Here is a 20,102-nt window from a genome sequence, read left to right as displayed (position 1 = left end):
CTATTGCATTCGGTAACGAACGGTCGGGTTTCTTGCTCGCCAAAGGAACTGCGCTTTCTCCTGCGGCACGTCGACGTGCCGTTCCACCGCGCTCAGCTCGTCCGCGCCGGTGCAGGTGCACCCCCGCGCAGGGGTGGCACATCGCCCCCGTAGATCTTCACGAGTCCCGTCGACCGGACGACGTGATCGGTCCAGGCCATGTGCCGCCCTCCGGTCGGTACGCGCGATTCAGACATTGGAGGGCCGTTTACCCCAGCTGTAGTGCTCCGAGGTTCCGGGGACCTTACCGTTTCGGAGGTCGTCGGGGCCGTTGTCGGGGCGCACGTTGAAGTGCGGCCCCTGGTTTCCGGGGGTGCCCTTGGGACCGTAAATGTGGCCGGCGCCGTGGTCCTGGATGGCCACCTTTCTGCCGTCGTCGAGCGTGTAGTGGAGCTGGCGGGTCTCGAACGGCTCGCCGTTCTTCAAGACATTTGCGCCCTTACCGTCCGTCATGTTCGGGCGAGTGATGTAGTCGGGCAGCTGATCCTTCTTGATGCCCAGATCCCGCTTGGCCGCCACGAACGCGCCGCGCTTGGTGGGAAGGTGCTGATTCTGAGGGACCGACGAGCAGCTCTCCGGAGCGAGGCCGAGCACGTCGACCCAGGTGCGCGGGTTGTGGACGTACGTGACCGGGTTGTCGGCCGGCGCGAGGCCCAGCGGGTCGGGGGAGGCGTAGCGCGCGGTCTCGGGGTCGTAGTGGCGGAAGTAGTTGTAGTGGAGGCCGGTCTCGGTGTCCTCGTACTGGCCGGGGAAGCGCAGCGGCGTCAGCGCGACGGCGTCCCGGTTGCGGCTGGTGGTGCCCCACAGGGTGGCGCGGGAGCGCCAGGCGATGTCGCCCCGCTCGTCGACCAGTTCGGTGGGGGCGCCCACCAGGTCGGTGACGATCGAGAAGAACCGCGAGTCGTACTCCTCCTGCGTCCTCGGGTCCTGGGTCCGCGGCCTGCGCTCCAGCTGGGTCAGGGGACGGTGGCCCTCGTGGTCCCAGGTGGTGGTGACGCCGGTGGTGCTTTCGGTCTGCTCGGCGAGGCGGGTCTCGTCCCACGTGAAGCGGACCGTCTCCGCCACCGAACCGTCTTCCGCCACGCGGTACTTGGCGGTGCGGCGGCCCATCGGGTCGTACGTGTAGCGCCACTGGGTGCCGTCGGGCGTCATGCACACGGTGAGCCGGTCCTCGGCGTCCCACGTGTAGCGCCAGGTGTCGGGCTTCTTCGACAGGCGGCGCTTCTGGCGCAGCACCATGCGGCCCGCGGCGTCGTACTCGTAGCGCACGCCTCCAGCCGCCTGGACGCGGGTGCCGGTGTAGGTGCGCTCGCCGCGGGCCTCGGTGCGGCCGGCCTTCTCCGGCCACGTCGCCGACGTCTGGTTGCCCGCCTGGTCGTAGGCGTAGGACTCGGTCCAGTTCTCGGCGGTGACCGTCAACGGGCGCCCGGCCGGGTCGAGTTCCATCTGCCGGGTCCGGCCCGTGACGGCCTCCGTCTCGGATGTGAGCAGGTCGTCGCCGCGATAGGTGTAGCGACGGTCGCGCAGCGCCCGGCCGGAGGCGGTGAGGCCGCGGGTGACGGCGCGCCCTGCCAGGTCCCAAGCGGTCGTGGCGGCCACGGTCTCCGCGCCCCAGGCACGTGCCAGCTCCCGGCCGAGCGCGTCGTGGCTGAAGGCCACGCGGTGCCCGTCGATCGAGAGGCCGTCGCGGTTCCCCCGGTCGTCGTAGGTGAGTTCGGTGACGACGCCGGTGGGGGTGGTGCGGGAGGTGCGGCGGCCGAGGACGTCGTAGCCGAACGCGGTGCGGCGGCCGTCCACGGTCTCGGCGAGCACCCGGCCCATGACGTCCCGCTCGAACTCCACCGTCGACTCGGCGGAGGACATCCGGGTGAGCTCCCCGGCCAGGTCGTAGTCGTAGGACGTGACCGTCCCCGCCACGTCCTTGCGCACGAGTTCGCCGACGGAGTTGTACTCGAAGGCGATCTCCTCGCCCAGCGGCGTCGTACGGACGACCGTGCGGCCCGACGCGTCGTGGGCGTAGCCGACCTCACGGTCGTCGAAGTCGGACTCGCGTATCAGGCGGCCCGCCCCGTCGTACGTGTAGTCCCAGGTCAGGCCCTGCGGGTTGGTGACCTGCGTGAGGCGCCGCTCCCGGTCGTAGCCGAAGGTGTGGCGCACCCCGTCGGGCCCGGTGCGGGCCGCGACCAGGTCGAAGTGGGTGTACTCGTAGCGGGTGGTGGCCCCCGCCGGGTTGGTGGCGGAGCAGCAGTTGCCCTCCCCGTCCCACGTCCTGTGCTCGACGCGGCCGTCGGGCCCGGTGCGCTTGGCCAGCAGCCCCTCGACGGTCCACTCGCTGCGCACGACGGCGCCCAGCGGATCGGTGAGGGCGACGATGCGGCCGAAGGCGTCGCGCTCGGCCGTCGTCCTGCTCCCGTCACCCCGGTCGCGGGCCACGGTGAGCCCCGCGGCATCGGTCTCGTACGTGACGACCGCTCCCGTCGGGTCCGTGACGGAGGCGAGGGCCCCGGTGCCGTGCCGGGCCAGCCGGTGGGTGGACCCGTCGGCCGCGATGAAGGCGACGAGGTTGCCCCGCTCGTCGAACTCCTGCCGCGAGACGTCGCCGTCCGGACCCGTCTCCGTGACCGCCAGGTTCAGCTCGTTGTACGCCGTCGTGGACCTGCTGCCGTCCGGGAGCTCGACGACCGTGGAGTTGTGCGCCCGGTCGTATTCGTAGCGGGTGGTGTTGCCGAGGGCGTCGGTGCGGGCCAGCAGGTTGTCGTAGCGGTCCCACTCGGAGGTGGTGGTGTGGCCCAGGGGGTCCGTCTCACCGACGACTTGGTGGTGGTCGTTGAGCTGGTAGATGTGCGTGGCGCCCACGGCGTCCGTGTAGTGCGTGCGCCGCTGCTCGAGGTCGTACGACCAGCTCGAGGAGAGGTACCCCTCGGGGCCGACGGTCTCGGTGATGCGGTTGGCGTCGTCGTAGACGTAGCGGTAGACGGAGCCGTTGCGGTCGGCCCAGGAGGTGATGCGGGACTGGTCGTCGTAGCCGAACACCATTGGCTTGCAGGATGAGTTGATGACGTGTGTGAGGTTGCCGTCCGCGTCGTGTTCGTAGGACATGACCTCGACGGGGCCCTCGGGGGTGGCGACCGAGAGGCCGGTGATCAGGCCGGCGATGCAGCGGACCTCGACGCGGTAACCGCCGGAGTGAAGGAGCTCGGTCGGGGTGCCGTCCTCCAGACGGGAGACGGTGACCTCGTTGTCGTTCCGGTCGTGCCAACGGGTCAGCCAGTACAGGCCGTTCTCGTCGTCGGGGTGATCCGCGAAGGTCTGGACGACACCCGTGTGAGGGTCGGTGACGCGGTACGTGACCCGGCCCGTGACGTCGTCCGTTCCCGCGCAGGTCAGCGGCATGCGGTCGCCTTCCTCGGGCCACACCGGGCCGCCGGACTCGACGCTGGGAAGGCTGGGATAGGTCAGGATCGACCCGTCCTCGCGGGTCCACCACACGTGCCCCCGGTCGTCGATCTCCAGGCGCTCGTCGAGGGTGGAGGCCCAGGACGGGCCGAAGAACTGGCCGCAGCGGTACGTCGACAGATGCGTACGGGAGATCGCCAGCGGCAGCACGCCGGGCAGCGACAGATCGGTCTGCGGCAGCACCATCTCACCGCTGGCCACGTCGACCGGGTCGGTCTTGCACTTACGGCTGCCCAGCCCCCGGCCCACGCCACGAGCGTCGCCCGCCTTGGCCGAGGCGGGCTTGACGCCCTTGAGGGCCGAACCGATTCCCTTGATTCCCTTGAGCAGCGCACCGCCGCCCGCGACCAGGCCCACGACGCCGAGGATGATCTCGCCGATGTCCCAGTCGCCGGTCTCGACCATGATCGAGATATTGATGGCCAGTGACGCGACGCCGGCGACGACGGCGCCGATCGTGAGCGCGATGCCGAGCCCCTGAAGCCCGGGAATCAGCATCGCCAGCACACCCAACACCGCGCTGATGATCGCGAGCGCCTTGCTGAACGCCTTCTTGATCTTGTCCCAGAGGCTGTAGCCCGCGACCGACTCGCCCCGCGCGTCATCCAACTTCTGCGCCGCTACGGAGGCATCCTCCTCACGCACCTGCCGCGCGTCCTCGGCGAGCATGCGGGCCGCATCCAGGTCCGCCTGCGCGTCGTCGGCCTGCGCCTGCGCGCCGGACTGCTTGCTGTGCGCCTCGTCCAGGGCGCGCCGAGTGCTGGCCCGTGCCGCCTTGTCGTCCGGCGGATGCTTCTGGCCGTCGAGGTGGCTGATGTCGGCAGTGAGCGCACTCACCACATCGGTGGCCGAATCGAGCCGCGCCTTGGCCTCGCGGCCCTTTTCCAGGGCGTTGTCGGCGTTGCGCTGCTGATCGCGCAGCGAGTGCACGTACGTGTCCAGGGCGCCGGCCGCCTGGTCGTACGAGCTGTGCAGTTTGCGTACTTGCTCGGCCAGGTCGCCCAGCTTGTCCCGGAGCTTGTCCATCGTCTTGCCCTCGCCGGTCTGGTTGTTCTTCAGACCGGAGACGAGGGGCAGGGCGTCGCCCGCGTTGTCCGCTACGGAGCGGTACTGGCGGGCGAGGTCTCCGAGCATGTCCGCATCACCCGGGGTCGGGTCGTCCGAGAACCCGAAGACGTCTTCCCAATCGGACACCGCAGGGCGCGCCATGGCCGCGACCTCACTTTCCCTGTTCTGTTGCGCCCATGGGGCTTGCGTCGGCGGCTTCCGCGGCCGTATCGGACGGGTCACCGAAACGGAGCGACTCCGCGATCGCGTCGAAGACCTCGTAGAACTGTTCCGCCAGATCCACGTTGGGGGTGGAGCTGGCGAGCACCAGATAGTCGTGGCTGTTCGGCACCTGGACCAGGGTGTGCCGCACCGCGGTGGGCACCCGCGTCCCGTTGTAGTCGATGTCCTCGATACGGGAGATCCGCCCGGCCGCCCCGACGTGCGGCAGCTCCACGAACTCCACCTCGCCGGGCGGCAGTCCGCTGCCTTCCGCGTCGGTGCCGAGCTGGACGCCCGCGGCCATGACGAGGTCCGCCAGGTCCTCCGCCTCCTCCTCGGGGACGGAGATCCGCAGCACCACCGTGGTGGCGCTGAGCACCAGCGGGCCGCTGCCCGCGCGCAGAATCCTGAGCATGCCCGACGCCCGCAGCGCGCCCTTCGCGTGCGCCTCGCGGGCGATGCGCCGCGTGCTGCGGATCAGCCCGTCCACCTGCTCGCGGGTCAGCTGCGGGGCCTTCTCCACCTGTGCCTCGATACGGCGGCGGATCGACGCGTCCCGGGTGTTCGGGTCGAGGTCGAGGTGCCACCACGAGTCGGGGAACCTCAGGCTGTACTCCGCGGGCGCGGCCGTCTCCGGCCGCTCCGTTCCCGGTTCCGTACCCGGTTCCGTCATGGTGCTTTTCCCTTCCGCGTGACGTTCTTCGCGACGTTCTTCCGTCACGCGTCCTGCTTCTCTTCGTCCAGCGACTTGATGGTCTCGTCGTCGGTCTGCGTGAAGTTCTCGGCGATCGTGTCCGTGTTGTCGGAGAACTTCTTCACGTTGTCGTGAACCCGCTCGTGACCCGCCACCCACGCCTTGTCGAACGCGTCGAGGGCGTCCGCGAGCTTGCTGTCGCCGGCCAGGCTCTTGAAATCCCCGTCGTCGCCGGCGGCGTGGTAGAGCGTCGCGGAGTTGCCGATCAGATCCCCGATGTTCTGGAGCTCCTTGGCGGTGTCCTTCAGATCCTGCACGGGAACGCTGATGCGACCACTCATCGGTGTCTCCTCTCCTGTCCCAGCCGCCCGGCCCCGCCCTCACGGGGAGAGCGGGGCCGGGCGATGCGGGGCGCTTCAGCCGATGGAGCCGGCCGTCTGGTCGTCAGTGTCGACGAACGCGTCGGCGACCTGCTTGATGAACTCACTGACACCCTGCAGACCCTCGATGGCCTTCTCGGTGCCGTTCTTGTACTCCTCCCAGTACGGGCGGAACTTGCTCTCGGAGCCCGGCGTCGCGTACGCCGCCTCGACCATCTCGTCCATCTTCGTGTTGGCCTCGTGCAGGCTCTGCTGCATGAGTTCCTTCTGGTTCTGCAGCCAGGTGGACGCCTCGCGCATCTCGTCCGGGCTGATCTGAATGTTGCCGCCGGCCATCTCGGTTCCTTCTCTCGTCTCGATTCGCCCGCGGTCCTAGATCCGCGCACACCGGGGTCTACGGGGCACCTGGCCAGGCGGTTCATGGCTGTTGCCGAACGGTGACGAAAGAAGGGGCCGGCAAGCGATCAAGGGGGCCGTTCCACCCTGTGAGCACCTACTGGTCGGCCGCTCGAAAGCTCTGTTAACGTTCCGGCCGGGTTACGGCAACGGGGCTGTTCTCTGGTTCTTTACATTGTGGGAACGGGAACGTGGGAGCACCATGGGCCGCTTGGTGTGGGACAGCCTGACCGATCTGAGACTTCAACCGGGTGACGGACTCGTATACGAGCGGGTGCTCGACGGCACCCCCTTCGACGTGCCGGCGCTGGCCGCGGAACTGGGCATCACCGACAGCGATGTGACCGAATCACTGGCGCGGCTGCTGGGCCTCGGCCTGCTGCACCAGGAGGATCCCGACTGCCACCGCTATGCGCCGGTCGGCCCGGAGTCCGCGGCGCTGCTGACCCTGCTGCCGCTGGAGACGGAGCTGCGCAAGCAGACCGAGCTGATCGCGCACGCCCGCCGCGACCTGGAGAGCCTGGCCCCCGTCTACCACAACAGCCTGGCCTGGCGGCAGCGCGCCAAGGGCGTGCAGGTGCTCACGGAACTCCAGGACGTGCGCAACGTGTTGGCCGAGCGCGCCGCCAACTGCCAGGAGGAGGTCCTCACCGCGCAGCCCGGCGGAGGCCGCCGCACCGAGGTCCTCGAGGAGGCGATCGAGCGGGACGAGGCGATGCTGGGCCGGGGCGTACGGATGCGCACGCTCTACCAGCACAGCGCCCGCTTCAGTCTGCCGACGGCCGCCTACGTCGAGCGGATCACCCACAAGGGCGGCGAAGTGCGCACCGCGTCGGCCGAGTTCATGCGGCTGATCGTGTTCGACCGCCGGGTCGCGGTGATCTCCCACGCGGGCAACAACCTGGGCGCGGTGCTCATCGAGGAACCCAGCGTCGTGAACTTCGCCGTGCAGGCCTTCGAGCATGTGTGGTTCAACGCCGATCCGTTCGAGGTCGACACCTCGCGCGAGCGCATGGAAGTGCTGTCGGAGGACGTCGACAAGGCGCTGCTGAGGCTGCTGGCCAGCGGCATGGACGATGCCGCCATCGCCCGCAGGCTGGGTGTCTCGTTACGCACCTGCCAGCGCCGGGTCTCCCGCATCCTCGACGGGCTCGGCGCCCGCAGCCGCTTCCAGGCCGGCTATCTCATCCACAAGCACGGGCTGCTGGCCGAACCCGCCAAGTGACCCTCACAGGCGGTGGTTCGGCTCCCCGAACAGCCGCGGGAAATGGTCGATGTCCCTGGTGAGGGCCTCGTACAGGTCCGTGGGCCGGGTCCGCAGCGCGTCGGTGTTCCGGTCCCGCAGGTGCCGTGGCAGGGGCAGCGCGCCCGTGGACAGGATGCGGATCGCGCCGTCCCGCGCACGGCCCGGGATCACCGCCGAGCGGGCATGCCGGCTGGCGCTGAACGGGATGTCCAGGGTGCCGTCGGCGAAGGCGGCGGCGATGGCCTCGTGGAGGCCGAGGCGGCTGTCGAGCACCGGCGCCACCAGCGCGTCGACCTCGGCGAGCAGCCACGCCAGTTCCTCGGCGATCCTCGCCTCGTCGAGCCGCCACCCCGCGAGCAGCGGCGAGTTGGCGCGGGCGGCGAGGTGCAGACCGTCGACGATGGCGCGGGTGTCGGGGATGCCGTACGCCTCCTGGTACGTCTTGGTGATCAGCTTGGTCGCGCCGCCGTACCGGGCGACGAGCGCGCCGTAGAGGATGAGGTCCTCGGCGTGCGCGCGCTCGCGCGGGTAGACGCCCATGAACTCGTGCAGCACCGCGTGGACCTCGACGCCGGCCGGCAGATGGCGGGCGGCGAGCAGCGGGATGGCCCGCAGCGCCGCCACGTCCTGCTCGGCGTGCCCGCCCTGCGGGTAGGCGACCGAGATGCAGCGCACCCCCTCGCGGGCGGCGGCGACCGCCTCCAGGACGCTGACGGCGAGACTGACCGAGGGCGGCATCAGGACGGCCGTGAGCGTGCCGAACAGCTCACGGTCCACGACGAGGCCGAGCTCGGCCAGCTCGCCGCAGGCCGCGTCGACCTCGCGCCACGCGGCCAGGGACCGTTCGAGCGGCACGTCCTTGGAGTACGGCAGGTTGTACGAGATGCCGCCGCCCTCGAAGGACGTGATGCCGGCGGCGACGGCCGTGCGGAACAGCGTCCGGGCGTCGGGGGAGCCGTGCCGGACCTCCAGGGGCGCGCGGACCGCCTCGTTGAGCTCGCGGCCGCGCCGCCAGCCGTGCGAGACCAGCGGATAGCCGTTCAGGTCGGCCGGGTTGCGGTCGAGGACCGACCGGGCGTGGTCGAAGCGGCCGAGGCGGGTGTGCGCGTCGATGGTGAGCGACAGGACGTCGGGGGCGGCGTGCCGCTCGATGTCCTTGAGCAGCGTGGACATCTGGGGGTGCGAGCCGACCCCGCAGCGCGGCTGGAGGGCCAGGCGGCCGGCGGCCCTGGCCTCCCGCAGCACGTCGGCGACGGTGGCCTTCCCCAACGCGCCGACGTACGCGACGGATTCGTGGAGCGTCGGGAGTTCGGTGGCGGTCGTCACGAGGCACCCGCCGGTGTCGGGGCGGGAGCCGGAGTCGCGGCCGGGGCCGGCGTCGGGGCCGCCAATTCGTCGAGTGCGGCGGGCAGTTCGGACGCGTCGTTCAGTACGCGGTGGACCCCGATGGCGTAGAGCCGCTCGATGTCGGCGGACTGTTTGCGGCTGCCCACGGAGAGGTTGCCGCCCACCAGGACCGGACAGTCGAGCAGGCCCCGGGCGCGCGCCTCGGGGAGGTCCAACAGATCCTCGTACGCATGGCCGTTGAGGCTGCCGATCAGGACGGCCTCGGCGTCGGGGTGCACGCGGTGGGCGGCGGCGAACTCGTCGACGGTCGTGCAGGTGCCCAGGTTGATCACCTGGAATCCACGGGCGCGCAGGGTGTGCGCGATGAGCTGGTTGGCCACGGCATGGCTGTCGCTCGCGGCGACGCCGAGGATCACGGTGCGTCTGTGCATGGGGCGGCTCCGGTCGGATCTGGGCGGCTCTCGGACGGGGAAGGTCAGTCGTCGAAGGCGGCGAACAGCTCCCGCCTGCTGACGTCCCGTATCCGTCGTACGTCGAACTCCGCGGGGTCGGCCGCGGACAGCGAGTCGAAGACCAGGTTGATCGCCGGCACCAGGCCCCAGGCGTGGTGGTAGGGCGGCCAGCCGGCGCTGCCCCGGTCGGCGTCGGCCTGGCGGGCGAAGAGGTAGTCGGCCCACTCGCGGGCCGCCGGGCGGCGGTGGTGGAAGTCGTGGACGACGGTGTCGCCGGTCAGGACCAGGTAGCGGCTCGGCAGGTGCACGAAGAGCATGCGGGCGGTCCAGCGCAGCCAGGCGACGGTGGCCCGCAGCGGCGCGGCTCCGGGGGCGGGGGCCGCCTCGCCGATGAAGATGGCGTTGGTGAGGGAGCCGAAGTACGCCTTGCCGCGCCGCTCGGTCTGCTCCGGGTGCGGAAAGGTGTGCTTGACGCACAGGCGCAGGGTGTTGCTGAGCTGGAACAGCGGCACGAGCGGCACGAACCAGACGACGAGCAGCGCCGCCCACGTGCCCGTGAGCAGACAGGCGACGGCCGAACCGCCGTACAGCACGGCCGCCGTGAGCCGCTCGGCGCGCGAGGAGCCGTGCCAGAAGGAGCGGGCCCTGGCCACGGCGAACGTGGCGTGGAAGACCGGCGAGAGCAGCTTGCCGAGGGTGCGCCGCCACATCTGCCGACGGGTCATGCCCGGGTGCAGGTCGAGGCTGATCAGGAAGGCCTGCACGGTGGGGTCGCGCAGCGTCATGTGGTGCGCCGCGTGGTGGTCGCCGACGTGTTCCTCGCTGTAGCGGGCGAAGTGCTGCACGATCAGCAGGCTCGACGTCGCTCGGCCGATCGCCGTGTCCAGCTTTCTGCGGCGGAACATGTTCCGGTGCGAACACTGGTGGTAGACCATCATGCGCAGGTTGCGCATGCCGTGCAGCGTCATCGCCCAGCCCGGCAGCAGCAGGAACAGCCAACTCCCCGCCAGCGCCCAGCCGGTGACCGAGACGGCTACCCCGGCGAGCATCGAGACGAGCGCCGCGAAGAGATGGAAGGCGGGCGTCCACCAGCTCAGCGGTGCCTGTCCTGCCAGGGGTCTGCCGGTGAGGAGCGTCAGCGGGTACTGGAGGACGCGGGGCACGCGCCCCATGGACTCGCGTACGGGATCGGGGGCGGGCGCCACGGGATCAGGGGTGGGCGCCGCGGGTCCGGGGGCCGGCGTGCCGGTTCCCGGTGCGGGTGTGCCGGATCCGGCTGCGTGGTCAGGGGCGGTGAGGTCGGACACGACGGTCATCGGGGACTCCTCCTGGGGCGTCGGGTCGAGCGGTTCGGCCGTCGCGGTGGTCGAGGTCATGCGGGCGCTCCCGCGAAGCCGGGCGCGGCATCGAGCACGGCCCTGGCCAGCGCGTCGCCGTCGCGCAGCGTCACCGAGTCCACGCCGGGGCCGACGCCCGTCGCGGTGGCCCAGTGCACGGACTCGGTGGGGACGCCGTGGGCGAAGCGGCGGGGGTGCGGGCGGCCGGTGGCGTCGACGACGTGGTGCGGGCGGTCGGTGACGTCGAGGCCGCCGGTCTCGTACGAGGTGCCGTCGGCGGACCGCACCCGGAACGGGCGGCAGTGGCCGGCCGACAGCAGGTGCCGCAGCAGCGGATCGGCGGTGCGGCGCAGGTCGGGTGCGGGCAGCCGGGCCTCGAACAGGACGCGGCCCGTGAGCCGGACGCCGGGGACGTCGGACTCCAGAGCGAAGCCCTCCGGGGTCGCCGTCACCCGGGTGCCCGGGCCCGCGACCCGCAGCACGCCCGCCTCGATCAGCGCCGTCAGCTGCTCGACCCGGTGTGCGGAGGGCCCGTCGGACAGGAACGCGCTGAGCGGCGTGTACCACCGGTCGAGGTCGTCGCGGTGCGAGCGGCCGTCGAGGCCACCATGGTCCACCGCGAGCCGGATCGTGTCGCGCAGGTCGCGCAGGACGTCGAGGGCCGACTTCAGCGGGCCGCTGACATTGCCGAGCCGCGCGGCGCGCGCGTCGGCCCGCAGATGGCCGACCAGCCAGTGCGTGAAGTCCGCGTGGGAGCTGAAGTCCCGTTCGCTGTAAGGGCGGTGGACCAGGTCCCAGTTCCAGCGCTCTGCGTCCCGGACGCCCGCCTCCGTCAGCAGCCGGTCCTCGTCGCCGCGCGGCGCCGTGGCGAAACGGGCCGCGAAGGCCCCGGCCTCGGCGCGGTGCACCCGGCCCGCCAGCAGCGTCTCGTAGTAGACGGTCTCGACCTCCTTGGCGATCAGCGGCCACAGGTCGGTGCGGAAGTCGAGCCGATCGCCGCCGCGCAGCCGCTCGATGCGCTCCGGCGTCAGCAGCCGGGGCACATGGTGGCCGTGCGCGCCCTTCTCGTTCCTGCCGTGCGCCCGGTGGGGCACCCCGCGCCGCGAGCCCGCGCAGATCAGCGGCTCCCGTCCGGAGGGCCGGTAGACCAGACCGTCGGCGGTGCGCTCGTAGGTGCCGCCGCGGCCCTCGGTGAACAGGGCCATGTGGTCGAAGAAGTTGAGCCCGAGGCCGCGCAGCAGCACCGGTTCGCCGGGGGCGACGAGCCGGTCGAGGGCGAGGTCGGCGGGGTTGGCGGGTGGTACGTAGACCAGGCCGTGGTCGATGGCGCCGAGGGCGAGTTCCTCCTCGGCGCGGGACAGCCGGGCGGGCACGTGGCCCTGGCTGAGCACCACCGCGTCCAGCCGGTCGAGCAGCGTGCCGTCGTCCAACAGGACTTCCTGGTACGGCGGTTCGGCCGCGTCGTCGACGGCGACGGCCCGCGACCTGTGCACCCGCACCGTCAGCCGCTCGGGGGCCCGGCGCACCACGCGGCCGAAGGCCCACTCCAGGTAGCGGCCGTACAGGGCGCGCGAGGGGTAGCTGTCGGGGCCGAGATCACGCATCTCGGCGAGGGCGACACCGTCCGCACCGTCTGAGACAGCCCCGTCCGCGTTCGCCCAGTCCGCGTCGGACCAGCCCTCCGCCCCGCTTTCCATGTCGTCCTGCGTGTCGTCGAAGGGGCCCATGACCGTGCGGAAGCGGGCCCATTCGTACAGGCTCGGCCCCGGCTCCTCGGGTCCTTCGACGGGCGTGCCGGCGTCGGTGAACACGGTGACCCGCGAGGCCACGGTGTTCATCAGCAGATGCCGGGACTGGTCCGTGCGCCACACCCGCCCGGCGCCCGGCCGGTCCGGGTCGACGACATGGACCACGATCGGTCCGGCGGGGCGGCGGTCGCGCGCGTTGGCGCACAGCCGCTCCAGCACGGAGAGGCCGCGCGGCCCCGCGCCGACGACGCAGATCTCAAGGCGCTCACCTGTCATGGGAGTTGGTCTCCGGAGCGGTGTTCAGGGATACGGTGATGAGGTCCGCCGCCTCCCGTGCGGCGCGCTCGGCGGCCGGGGCGTCGACGCCCGTGGTGATCACGGAGCCGAGCCGGTCCCAGGAGGAGCGCACGTCGGTGACGGTGTCGCCCGGCTTGCGGGTGAGGTCGACGCGGACGACCCCCGGCCGGGCGCGCACGGCGTCGGCGCCGTCGATGCCGGTGATCGTGCCGGGGCGCGGGGCGGTCAGGAAGCGGATCGCCGCCGCCCGTACGGGAGTCGGCGCGGGCCCGGTGTCCTCGCCGAGGAGCGTGGCGATCCAGCGGCCGTGGAGATCGACGTCGTACGCCAGGTCGATCAGGTCCATGATCCGGTCGCCCGGCGGACGTCCGGCGCACTCGATCAGGCGGGGCCCGTCGGCGGTGCGCACCCACTCGGCGTGCAGGATGCCGCTGCCGTATCCGATGGCGTCGACGAACGCCTGCAACTCCCTTGTCCAGGACGGGTCCTGGGCGTGGACGGTGTGTCCCGTCTCGACCGGGCTCGGTCCTTCGAGGGTGTACTTGCGGGTGGCGTTGCAGAAGACGACCCGGCCCTCGTCGACCAGGCCCTCGGTGGAGAACTCCGGCCCGTACAGCCGCTCCTCGGCGAGATAGCGCCAGGTCATGGGCCGCTTGGCGAGCTGGCGTCCCTCGTCGGCGCCGGTGCAGTGGCGCCAGGCCGCCCCGGGGTCGGCCCCTGCGTCGAGCAGCAGTACGCCGAGGCTGGCCTGCCGCCCCGCGGGCTTGACGACACAGGGGCCGCCGGCCGCGAACGCGGCGATGTCCTCGGCGGAGCCGACCTCGCGGAACGCCGGGGTGGGCAGCCCGGCCGCCCGCATCGTCTCGCGCAGCAGCAGCTTGTCGCGCAGTACGGCGGCGGCCTTGGCGCCGGGGCCGGGAAGCCCGAGCTCCTCCGCGGCGCGGGCGGCGGCCACGACGGCGTACTCCAGCCCGGCCACCACCGCATCCACAGGGCCGAAGTCCCGTACGACATCCAGGAATTGCTCGTCCTGCTGATAGCGGCCGAAGCGGACCTCGCCGAGGCAGGGGTGGGCGGCAGCGCGGGCGGCGAGCCCCTTCGCTTCCCACAGGTCGGCCTCCTCGACGAGGACGACACTGCCGGCGGGGCGGCTGTCGTCGAGGGCGGCCAGGACGCCGTCGTTGTAGCCGATGAGCATCAGACGCATGTCAGTGGGCTCCCTTCGGGACGGTACGGACGGCGGCGGCTGCCAGCAGGCCGATGGCGGCGAGCGTGAACCAGTAACCGGAGGTCAGGCCGTGCGCGCCCGCCAGCAGGAACAGCGAGCCGCCCGCGAACGAGCCTGCGGACTCGCCGGTGGCGGTGGCGACCTGGCGCAGGTTGAACACCTCGACGACCGGCCGGTCGCCGTCGAGCCCGGCGAAGGCGGTGGAGACGGTCGGCGAGAACACCGTCTCGGCGAGCGTGAACACCACCAGTGCCCCGAACGCGGTGACCAGGCCGTCGCTGTCCACGCCGAGCAGGACGAAGGACAGGGCGAACACCGCGGTGCCCAGCCGCAGATGACGCATCGGCGACACCCCGCGCGCAAGGTCGCGGTTCATCCACACCGTGACCGGGATCTGAAGGGCGACGACCAGGACGGCGTTGAGCGTGAAGTACCCGGCGCGTACCGCCGTGTTGTCGCTGAGTTCGGCGATGCCGAGGGCCAGGGCCGAGAAGAACTGCGCGTACAGCAGGCTTCCGGCGGCGGCCAGCAGGGACACGCGGCGCACCGCTGGATCGGTGACGACGACCTTCAGCAGCCCCAGCTTCAGCGGGGGCCGGGTGTCGCCGTCGGACAGCCTGAGGCCGCGCGGAACGGTGACCGCGACGGTCGCCGCCGCGGCCGCGTACAGGGCGCCGACCAGGACGAGCAGCAGGCCGTAACGGGCGCCGCCGAACAGCAGGTTGGCGATGACGGGGCCGAGCGCGGCGGAGATGTTCACGGCGACCTGGATCGCCGAGAAGACGGTGGAGCGGTCGGCGGCGGCGTCCAGCGTCACGGCCACGTAGGCCCGTGCGGTGAGCGCGTTGACGCTGATCCCGAACCCGGCGACCACCAGACACAGCACCACCGCCCACATCCCCGGCGCCAACGGCAGCACGGCGAAGGCGGCGGCCGCGAGCAGCAGCCCGCCGACCATGGCCGCCCGCACCGGCGTCCGCTGCAACAGCCCGCCACAGGTCAGCGAACCGGCCCGGACGGCGACGGTCAGCGACAGCAGCGCGGTACCGACCCACCACGCCCCGGCGCCCGGGTCGAGGCGCGGGACGAGGAGGGGGAGGACCGGGAGCAGGGTGAAGTAGCCGAGGTGGGAGAGGAGATAGTCGAGGGTGATGGTGGCGAGAACCCGCCGAACCGGCCCGCGGGCGACGGACGGCTTCGGCGCGGCGACGGTCACGGGGTGCCTCCCGGCAGGGGCGCGCACCCGTCGAGGCGTACGTCGATCCGGGCCCTCGCCGCGGCGAGTGTCGCGTCGACCGCCGCGAGGTCGGGACCCGTGGCGACGAGCACGCCGTGCCGTCCCGCGGAGTCGGCGACCTCGGTCAGGACATCGCCCGCGCCGATGAAGAGGTGGGCGGCGACGAGCGCCGGGTCCGCGGCGACCGCATCCCAGCCGGTCACCGACGCGATCCGGCCGGGGCCGAGCACCAGGAAGTCGGAGCCCGCGGCGCCTTGGGCGACGGGCGGTTCGGCGACCGGGCGGCCCAGCAGGTCGTCCAGGAGGGTGCCGTAGAGCTCGAAGCCGGGCCGGGTCTCCTCCACGAGGGCGTGGATGAAGTCGCCGCCCGGCCGGGCGTGGATCTCGCCCAGCACGATCGCACCGGCGGGCGTGACCCAGAACTCCGCGTGCAGCACCCCGTGGGTGAGCCCGGCCGCGGTCACCGCCGAGGCCACCGCGTCCCGTGCGGCGGCGGCCGTGGCCGCGTCCAGCGGGGCGGGGGTGCGGTGGCCGGTCTCGACGAAGCCGGCGCCGGTGCGCTTGGCGGTCAGGGCGAGGACCCACGGCTTGCCGCCGACCATGACGCCCTCGGCGGAGAACTCCGCGCCCTGCACGAACTCCTCGACCAGGAACGGCGGTTCGAGGCCCGCGATGGCCCGGCCGAGCCTGGAGCGGTCCCGTACGAGCGAGACGCCCGCGCTGCCCATGCCGTCCCGCGGCTTGACGATCCACGGGCCTTCGGTGGCGGCGAGGAAGTCCGCGGCCTCCGTCTGGCCAGCCGCGACGGCGAACCCGGGCTGCGCGAAACCGGCCTCCCGCAGCACCGCCCTGCACAGGTCCTTCGTACGGACCGTCCGCACCGCCTCCGGGTCGTTGCCCGCCACGCCCAGCGCCCGCGTGAGGTGGGCGACGGCGAGTACGCAGCCCTCCTTGACGGTGACCACGGCGTCGATGCCGGGATGCGCCGCGGCGAACTCCCGGCAGGCCCCCGGGTCCGCGTACTCCAGCGGCAGGTGCGTGTCGGCGGGCATCCGCCACACCCCGGACCCCAGCGCCCGCGCCGTGTCCGCGCCGATCAGCCGGAGCCCGCGGGACCGGGCCTGGGCCGCAAGGCGGGTCAGCTGGTCCTGGCCGTGCGGGGAGGGGGTGGTGGAGCCGACGACCAGGACCGTCGGGGCGGCGTCCGGGACCCGCCCGGCCGCCGCCGGTCGGGCGCCCTCAGGCGGCGTCGGCATCCGAGATCCCGATCGTGATCGCGGCCTCGGCGGCGTCCAGGGCGGCCTGCACGGCCGCGGCGCTACCGCCGGTGGCGATGATGACGCCGATGGTGCTCGACATGTAGTCGGCGGGCGGCAGTTGGACCGTCGCGCCCAGCTTCCGCTCGACGACGATGTGCTCGACGCCGGGCACCCGCAACGCGTCGTCGACGCCTTCGACGCTCGCGAGGACGCCGTCGGCGGGAGCGAGCAGCTTGCGGAGTCCCGAGTGGAGAGGAGTGCCCTCAGCGGCCCGTGGGGCCTGGCCCGTCGCGACGCGCACGGTGTTCTCGCAGAACGGGACGCCTGTCGCGAGACCCACCAGGTGCGAGGTGATGAAGTCGCCGCCCACCCGGGCCGCGCACTCCACCATCCGCGCCTTGCCGTCGGGCCCGACCATCGCCTCCAGATGGAAGGCGCAGTCGTCCATGCCGAACCCCTCGGCGACCGCGTGCGTCAGCTCGTGCACGGCGGCCACGGAGGCCTCGGGCAGCGAGGTCGGGAAGGCGTGTCCGGCCTCCAGACGGTAGGGCTCCGTCGTCGTCTTGTCGGTGATGCCGGCGATGTGCACCTGCCCGCCCTGGACCCAGCCCTCGATGCTGTGCTCGGTGCCGGCCAGGAACTGCTCGATGACGATCTCGCCCGCGTGCCCCGTGAAGACGCGGTCCATCTCCGGGCGGACATAGGACGTCAACTGCTCGAAGGCAGGACGGAGTTCGTCCTCGCCGTGCACCTGGTAGATGCCCTTGCTGCCGTTGCCCGTGGCCGGCTTCAGCACCAGCGGGAAGCCGAGTTCCGCGGCCGCCTTCGCGGTCTCCTCCCAGGTGGTGACGCGGGCGAAGCGCGGCGACAGGTCCGGGCGTACGGAGGTCAGGGCCTGCCGCATCAGGAACTTGTCGCGGGAGATCCGGGCCGCCTCCGTCGAGGCCGCCGGAAGGCCGAGCCCTTGCGCGATCCGGCTGACCGTCTCCACGGCCGCGTCGGACCAGGTGACGACGCCGACGACGTCGAACTCGGCCGTGATGGCCGACACCGCGGCGTCCACCGCGGCGTCGTCGTAGGTGTCGACCTGGTGGACCGTACGGACGATCTCCGTCGGCAGCCCGGCCGGCGGCGCGTCGGCGATCAGCGCGACGCCGTAGCCGAGGCGATGGGCGGCGTACAGGGCGGAGCGCTGCTCCAGCGGGGTGCGGCGCAGATTGACGTAGACGAGGACCTGCTGCGGCACAGCGGACTCGGAGGACGGCTCAGATGACGGCTCAGAGGACATGGCTCTCCAGAGAGGGGACGGGGCCGGCGATGGAGGTGCGGTGCCAGCGGTGGTCGAAGGAAGTGACCTCGATCGGACGCCCGGCGACGGCGGCCGCGGCGACCCGTTCGGACAACTGGGCCAGGAACCGGGCGACATGGGTGACCCCGATGAGGTCCGCCTGGTCGAAGGGCTCCCCGGTGCAGCGCAGCACGCGCAGGTCGGTGAGGCTCTTGAAGGTGATCTCGTCGGTGATGCGCACCGGTTCGGGGCTGCGCGCCGAGAAACGGATCAGGTTGGCGACGTGCCCGCGGTGGTGCAGGTCGGAGTGGACGGCGAGATCGGGCAGGACGTGCGGGGAGAGGAAGTCGCGGGCCTGCACGGCCGGGTCCTTGGGCAGGTTGCCCGGCATCACGTGCCAGGTGTTGTACTGCATGCGCGCCGACATGGCCCACGCCGAGTCGGCGACCTTCAGCCGGTCGCCGCCGTGCAGCTCGAAGGCGCGGGCCGAGGGGACGACGCAGCAGTAGAAGTCGGGCAGCTCCCAGGAGACGATCTCCGCCCAGTCCCGCCGGCCGAGCGCGTCGATCAGCTTCGGCAGCGAGCGGATGCCCCGGCTCATCGCGAAGTCCGCGCCGAACAGGTCGACGGAGGCGTGCACGGTCGCCTCCACCAGCGCCTCGAACCCGGTCGCGAACTCGCCGTGCGGCGCCTGCAACCAGGCGTCGTCCAGCACGTCGAGTACGCCGGCGAAGTCCCGCCCGGCGCCGGGCAGCAGCTCACCGAGACGCTCACAGACGCCCAGCTCGTGCGGACCGGGACGCTCGGCGCGCGGCAGTGCCCGCTCCGACTTGCGGCGGATGGTGGCGTTGATGTCGTAGTGGATGCGCCGCTCGGCCACGAGCCGGGCCCGCGCGTCGGCGATCTGCCCGGCAGACGCCAACAGGCTTTCAATGGAGGGAAGTTCGACACCCGAGAGTCCCGCATCCGCCAGCTCGTCGATCACAAGCTCAGGAGCCGCCTGCAGATAAACACCCCTGGTCGTACGGAAGTTGTCGGCGACGTTCTCCAGGGACAGCTGCACGCCGTTGAAGCTCTCGACGCGGTTGGGGCCGCCCGAGGAGTACGCCAGCCACAGGCACGCGACGACCACCGCCTCGTCGTCCGTCCACAACTCCAGCGGCAGCCTGTCGAGATGGTGGAAGAAGCAGTCGGGGTGGGTGGGCAGCAGGCTCTTGCCGGTGAGGTTCTTCTCGTCCTTCAGGTTGGAGAAGACCGAGTCGTCCTTGTAGAGCATCACGGGCGGAACGAGGAAGACGGCCCCGCGAAGTGCGTCGACCGCGGCCGTACGCCCGTCCTGCCCGAGGCTGTCCAACAGGCCTCGGCACTCGGCGACTTCGTGCTCCGTGCGCCGTCGTACGTCGGCGAAGAGCCGCACGTACTCGGCGAGATCGTCCCGGCTCCAGGTGATCCGGGCGGCGACCCCGGTCGCGGCGACCTCGGCGGGCAGCGACCGGCGCTGGGGCACGGTGACGACGAGCCGACCCTGCGGGGAGAGGGCGAGGGTAGAGGTGAACGCGGCCTCGGCGCCCGCTCTTTGGGCTTCATCCGGGTCGCTCGTGGTGCGGGCGCGCTCGGGTCCGCCGGGCTCACCGGCGCCGGGGGCGCGGCCGGGCGCGGTCAGCATCCGCACGGCCGCTGTCTCCGCGCGGGTCAGCGACCGCCGGGCTGTGTCGGCGTCGAGCCGGCCGCCGAGCGTGATCAGGATCTCGACCATCTCGCGGGTGCTCGCCGCGCCGCGGGCGGCGGTGAGGGTCTGCTGGAGCAGCCTCGGGAACCCGGCGTCGTCGAGGGTGCGCTCGGGGTGCGGGGACGCCCCGGCCTGCCGGTCGGCCCGGCTCGGACGCTTGCTGCGCCGGGCCTCCTCCATGGCGAGCCGCCGGGCACTCTTGGGCGGGGCGACGGCGGGGGCGTCCGCCGTGGGGTGCGTGATGAGGTCGTCGACCGTGGGGCGTACGACGAGGCCGTCCGTCGGGGCGGGCAGGACGTCAGTTGACGACTGCACGGAACTCCTCCTGTCCCTCGACGTACGTCCACATCGACTGGTCGGTGGGCTGCCAGTTGTCGTCCGGGTAGATGCAGTCGACGGGGCAGGCCTGCACGCACTTGGCGCAGCCGTTGCACAGCTCCGGGATGATCACGACGTCGAGGCCGTGGTTGTAGATCGCGCTGAACTGCGGCGGGCAGGCCCGCATGCACGAGTCGCAGCCGATGCACTCGGCCTGCTCGATACGGCGCGGCGCCTTCTTCCACTCGTCGTTGCGGCGGTGTTCCTTGAGGCGCCGCGAGAAAGTCGTGGCGGGCGGCGGGGCGTCTGTTCCGGTCTCGTCGCTCTGCATCGTTCCGCTTTCCTGAGGAAATCCTCGATGTTCGGGATTCGGTCTTCGGGA

At 71.9% G+C, this 20,102-nt stretch carries 15 protein-coding genes; 1 reads left to right on the top strand and 14 read right to left on the bottom strand.

The genetic code is table 11. The features are described from left to right. Positions 1-228 precede the first annotated feature (228 nt). From OHA73_RS16860 to OHA73_RS16845, 4 genes are all read right to left on the bottom strand, one after another. The gene (locus tag OHA73_RS16860; protein WP_327655445.1) at positions 229-4,704 is read right to left on the bottom strand and encodes a DUF6531 domain-containing protein; all 4,476 of its coding nucleotides are present in this window, start codon (positions 4,702-4,704) and stop codon (positions 229-231) included. Positions 4,705-4,714: 10 nt separating this feature from the next. Continuing rightward, complete coding sequence (locus tag OHA73_RS16855) at positions 4,715-5,437, bottom strand: hypothetical protein (protein ID WP_266719469.1); 723 nt, start codon at positions 5,435-5,437, stop codon at positions 4,715-4,717. Between the two features lie 44 nt (positions 5,438-5,481). Beyond that, complete coding sequence (locus OHA73_RS16850; protein WP_266719471.1) at positions 5,482-5,799, bottom strand: hypothetical protein; 318 nt, start codon at positions 5,797-5,799, stop codon at positions 5,482-5,484. A 75-nt stretch (positions 5,800-5,874) separates the two neighbouring features. Then, positions 5,875-6,174: a WXG100 family type VII secretion target gene (locus OHA73_RS16845; RefSeq protein WP_111662277.1), complete on the bottom strand. Its 300-nt coding sequence runs from the start codon at positions 6,172-6,174 to the stop codon at positions 5,875-5,877. Positions 6,175-6,436: 262 nt separating this feature from the next. Between OHA73_RS16845 and OHA73_RS16840 the strand changes: the two genes are divergently transcribed. After that, positions 6,437-7,459: a helix-turn-helix transcriptional regulator gene (locus OHA73_RS16840; protein ID WP_266719477.1), complete on the top strand. Its 1,023-nt coding sequence runs from the start codon at positions 6,437-6,439 to the stop codon at positions 7,457-7,459. A 3-nt stretch (positions 7,460-7,462) separates the two neighbouring features. On the opposite strand, the gene OHA73_RS16835 is transcribed toward OHA73_RS16840, so the two are convergent. The 10 genes from OHA73_RS16835 to OHA73_RS16790 are packed head-to-tail and all read right to left on the bottom strand — an operon-like array spanning position 7,463 to position 20,051. Continuing rightward, entirely contained in the window at positions 7,463-8,806 is a 1,344-nt protein-coding gene (locus OHA73_RS16835) for a methylaspartate mutase (protein ID WP_327655444.1), read from the bottom strand. After that, positions 8,803-9,258 (bottom strand): cobalamin-dependent protein, encoded by a 456-nt coding sequence (locus OHA73_RS16830; RefSeq protein ID WP_327655443.1) that lies wholly within the window; start codon positions 9,256-9,258, stop codon positions 8,803-8,805. The genes OHA73_RS16835 and OHA73_RS16830 overlap by 4 nt, the downstream gene beginning before the upstream one ends. 44 nt (positions 9,259-9,302) lie before the next feature. Then, positions 9,303-10,655, bottom strand: a complete 1,353-nt coding sequence (locus tag OHA73_RS16825; protein ID WP_327655442.1) for a fatty acid desaturase — start codon at positions 10,653-10,655, stop codon at positions 9,303-9,305. Continuing rightward, positions 10,652-12,640 carry an FAD/NAD(P)-binding protein gene (locus tag OHA73_RS16820; RefSeq protein WP_327655441.1) on the bottom strand — a complete coding sequence of 663 codons (1,989 nt, stop codon included), beginning with the start codon at positions 12,638-12,640 and terminating at the stop codon, positions 10,652-10,654. The genes OHA73_RS16825 and OHA73_RS16820 overlap by 4 nt, the downstream gene beginning before the upstream one ends. Then, entirely contained in the window at positions 12,630-13,868 is a 1,239-nt protein-coding gene (locus tag OHA73_RS16815; protein ID WP_266719487.1) for an ATP-grasp domain-containing protein, read from the bottom strand. The genes OHA73_RS16820 and OHA73_RS16815 overlap by 11 nt, the downstream gene beginning before the upstream one ends. A gap of 1 nt (position 13,869) precedes the next feature. Beyond that, positions 13,870-15,105 (bottom strand): MFS transporter, encoded by a 1,236-nt coding sequence (locus tag OHA73_RS16810; RefSeq protein WP_266719489.1) that lies wholly within the window; start codon positions 15,103-15,105, stop codon positions 13,870-13,872. Continuing rightward, entirely contained in the window at positions 15,102-16,382 is a 1,281-nt protein-coding gene (locus OHA73_RS16805; protein ID WP_327655440.1) for an ATP-grasp domain-containing protein, read from the bottom strand. The genes OHA73_RS16810 and OHA73_RS16805 overlap by 4 nt, the downstream gene beginning before the upstream one ends. After that, a complete protein-coding gene (locus OHA73_RS16800; RefSeq protein ID WP_327655439.1) occupies positions 16,366-17,673 on the bottom strand; it encodes an ATP-grasp domain-containing protein in 1,308 nt (435 codons plus the stop codon). The genes OHA73_RS16805 and OHA73_RS16800 overlap by 17 nt, the downstream gene beginning before the upstream one ends. Beyond that, a complete protein-coding gene (locus tag OHA73_RS16795) occupies positions 17,663-19,717 on the bottom strand; it encodes a hypothetical protein (RefSeq protein WP_327655438.1) in 2,055 nt (684 codons plus the stop codon). Before OHA73_RS16795 ends, OHA73_RS16800 begins: the two co-directional genes overlap by 11 nt. Next, a complete protein-coding gene (locus OHA73_RS16790; protein ID WP_266719497.1) occupies positions 19,701-20,051 on the bottom strand; it encodes a 4Fe-4S dicluster domain-containing protein in 351 nt (116 codons plus the stop codon). The genes OHA73_RS16795 and OHA73_RS16790 overlap by 17 nt, the downstream gene beginning before the upstream one ends. Between the last annotated feature and the right edge of the window lie 51 nt (positions 20,052-20,102).

Source organism: Streptomyces sp. NBC_00483 (assembly GCF_036013745.1).
Lineage (GTDB): Bacteria > Actinomycetota > Actinomycetes > Streptomycetales > Streptomycetaceae > Streptomyces.
Note: the sequence above shows the minus strand (reverse complement) of the source record. Positions and strands in the feature narration are given on the sequence as shown.

Excerpts from the sequence above, each read along its gene's own strand:
- OHA73_RS16845 (WP_111662277.1), bottom strand. The coding sequence starts at position 6,174 with ATGGCCGGCGGCAACATTCAGATCAGCCCGGACGAGATGCGCGAGGCG.
- OHA73_RS16830 (WP_327655443.1), bottom strand. The coding sequence starts at position 9,258 with ATGCACAGACGCACCGTGATCCTCGGCGTCGCCGCGAGCGACAGCCAT.
- OHA73_RS16850 (WP_266719471.1), bottom strand. The coding sequence starts at position 5,799 with ATGAGTGGTCGCATCAGCGTTCCCGTGCAGGATCTGAAGGACACCGCC.
- OHA73_RS16855 (WP_266719469.1), bottom strand. The coding sequence starts at position 5,437 with ATGACGGAACCGGGTACGGAACCGGGAACGGAGCGGCCGGAGACGGCC.
- OHA73_RS16800 (WP_327655439.1), bottom strand. The coding sequence starts at position 17,673 with ATGTCCTCTGAGCCGTCATCTGAGCCGTCCTCCGAGTCCGCTGTGCCG.
- OHA73_RS16825 (WP_327655442.1), bottom strand. The coding sequence starts at position 10,655 with ATGACCTCGACCACCGCGACGGCCGAACCGCTCGACCCGACGCCCCAG.
- OHA73_RS16820 (WP_327655441.1), bottom strand. The coding sequence starts at position 12,640 with ATGACAGGTGAGCGCCTTGAGATCTGCGTCGTCGGCGCGGGGCCGCGC.
- OHA73_RS16860 (WP_327655445.1), bottom strand. The coding sequence starts at position 4,704 with ATGGCGCGCCCTGCGGTGTCCGATTGGGAAGACGTCTTCGGGTTCTCG.
- OHA73_RS16840 (WP_266719477.1), top strand. The coding sequence starts at position 6,437 with ATGGGCCGCTTGGTGTGGGACAGCCTGACCGATCTGAGACTTCAACCG.
- OHA73_RS16815 (WP_266719487.1), bottom strand. The coding sequence starts at position 13,868 with ATGCGTCTGATGCTCATCGGCTACAACGACGGCGTCCTGGCCGCCCTC.
- OHA73_RS16790 (WP_266719497.1), bottom strand. The coding sequence starts at position 20,051 with ATGCAGAGCGACGAGACCGGAACAGACGCCCCGCCGCCCGCCACGACT.
- OHA73_RS16805 (WP_327655440.1), bottom strand. The coding sequence starts at position 16,382 with ATGCCGACGCCGCCTGAGGGCGCCCGACCGGCGGCGGCCGGGCGGGTC.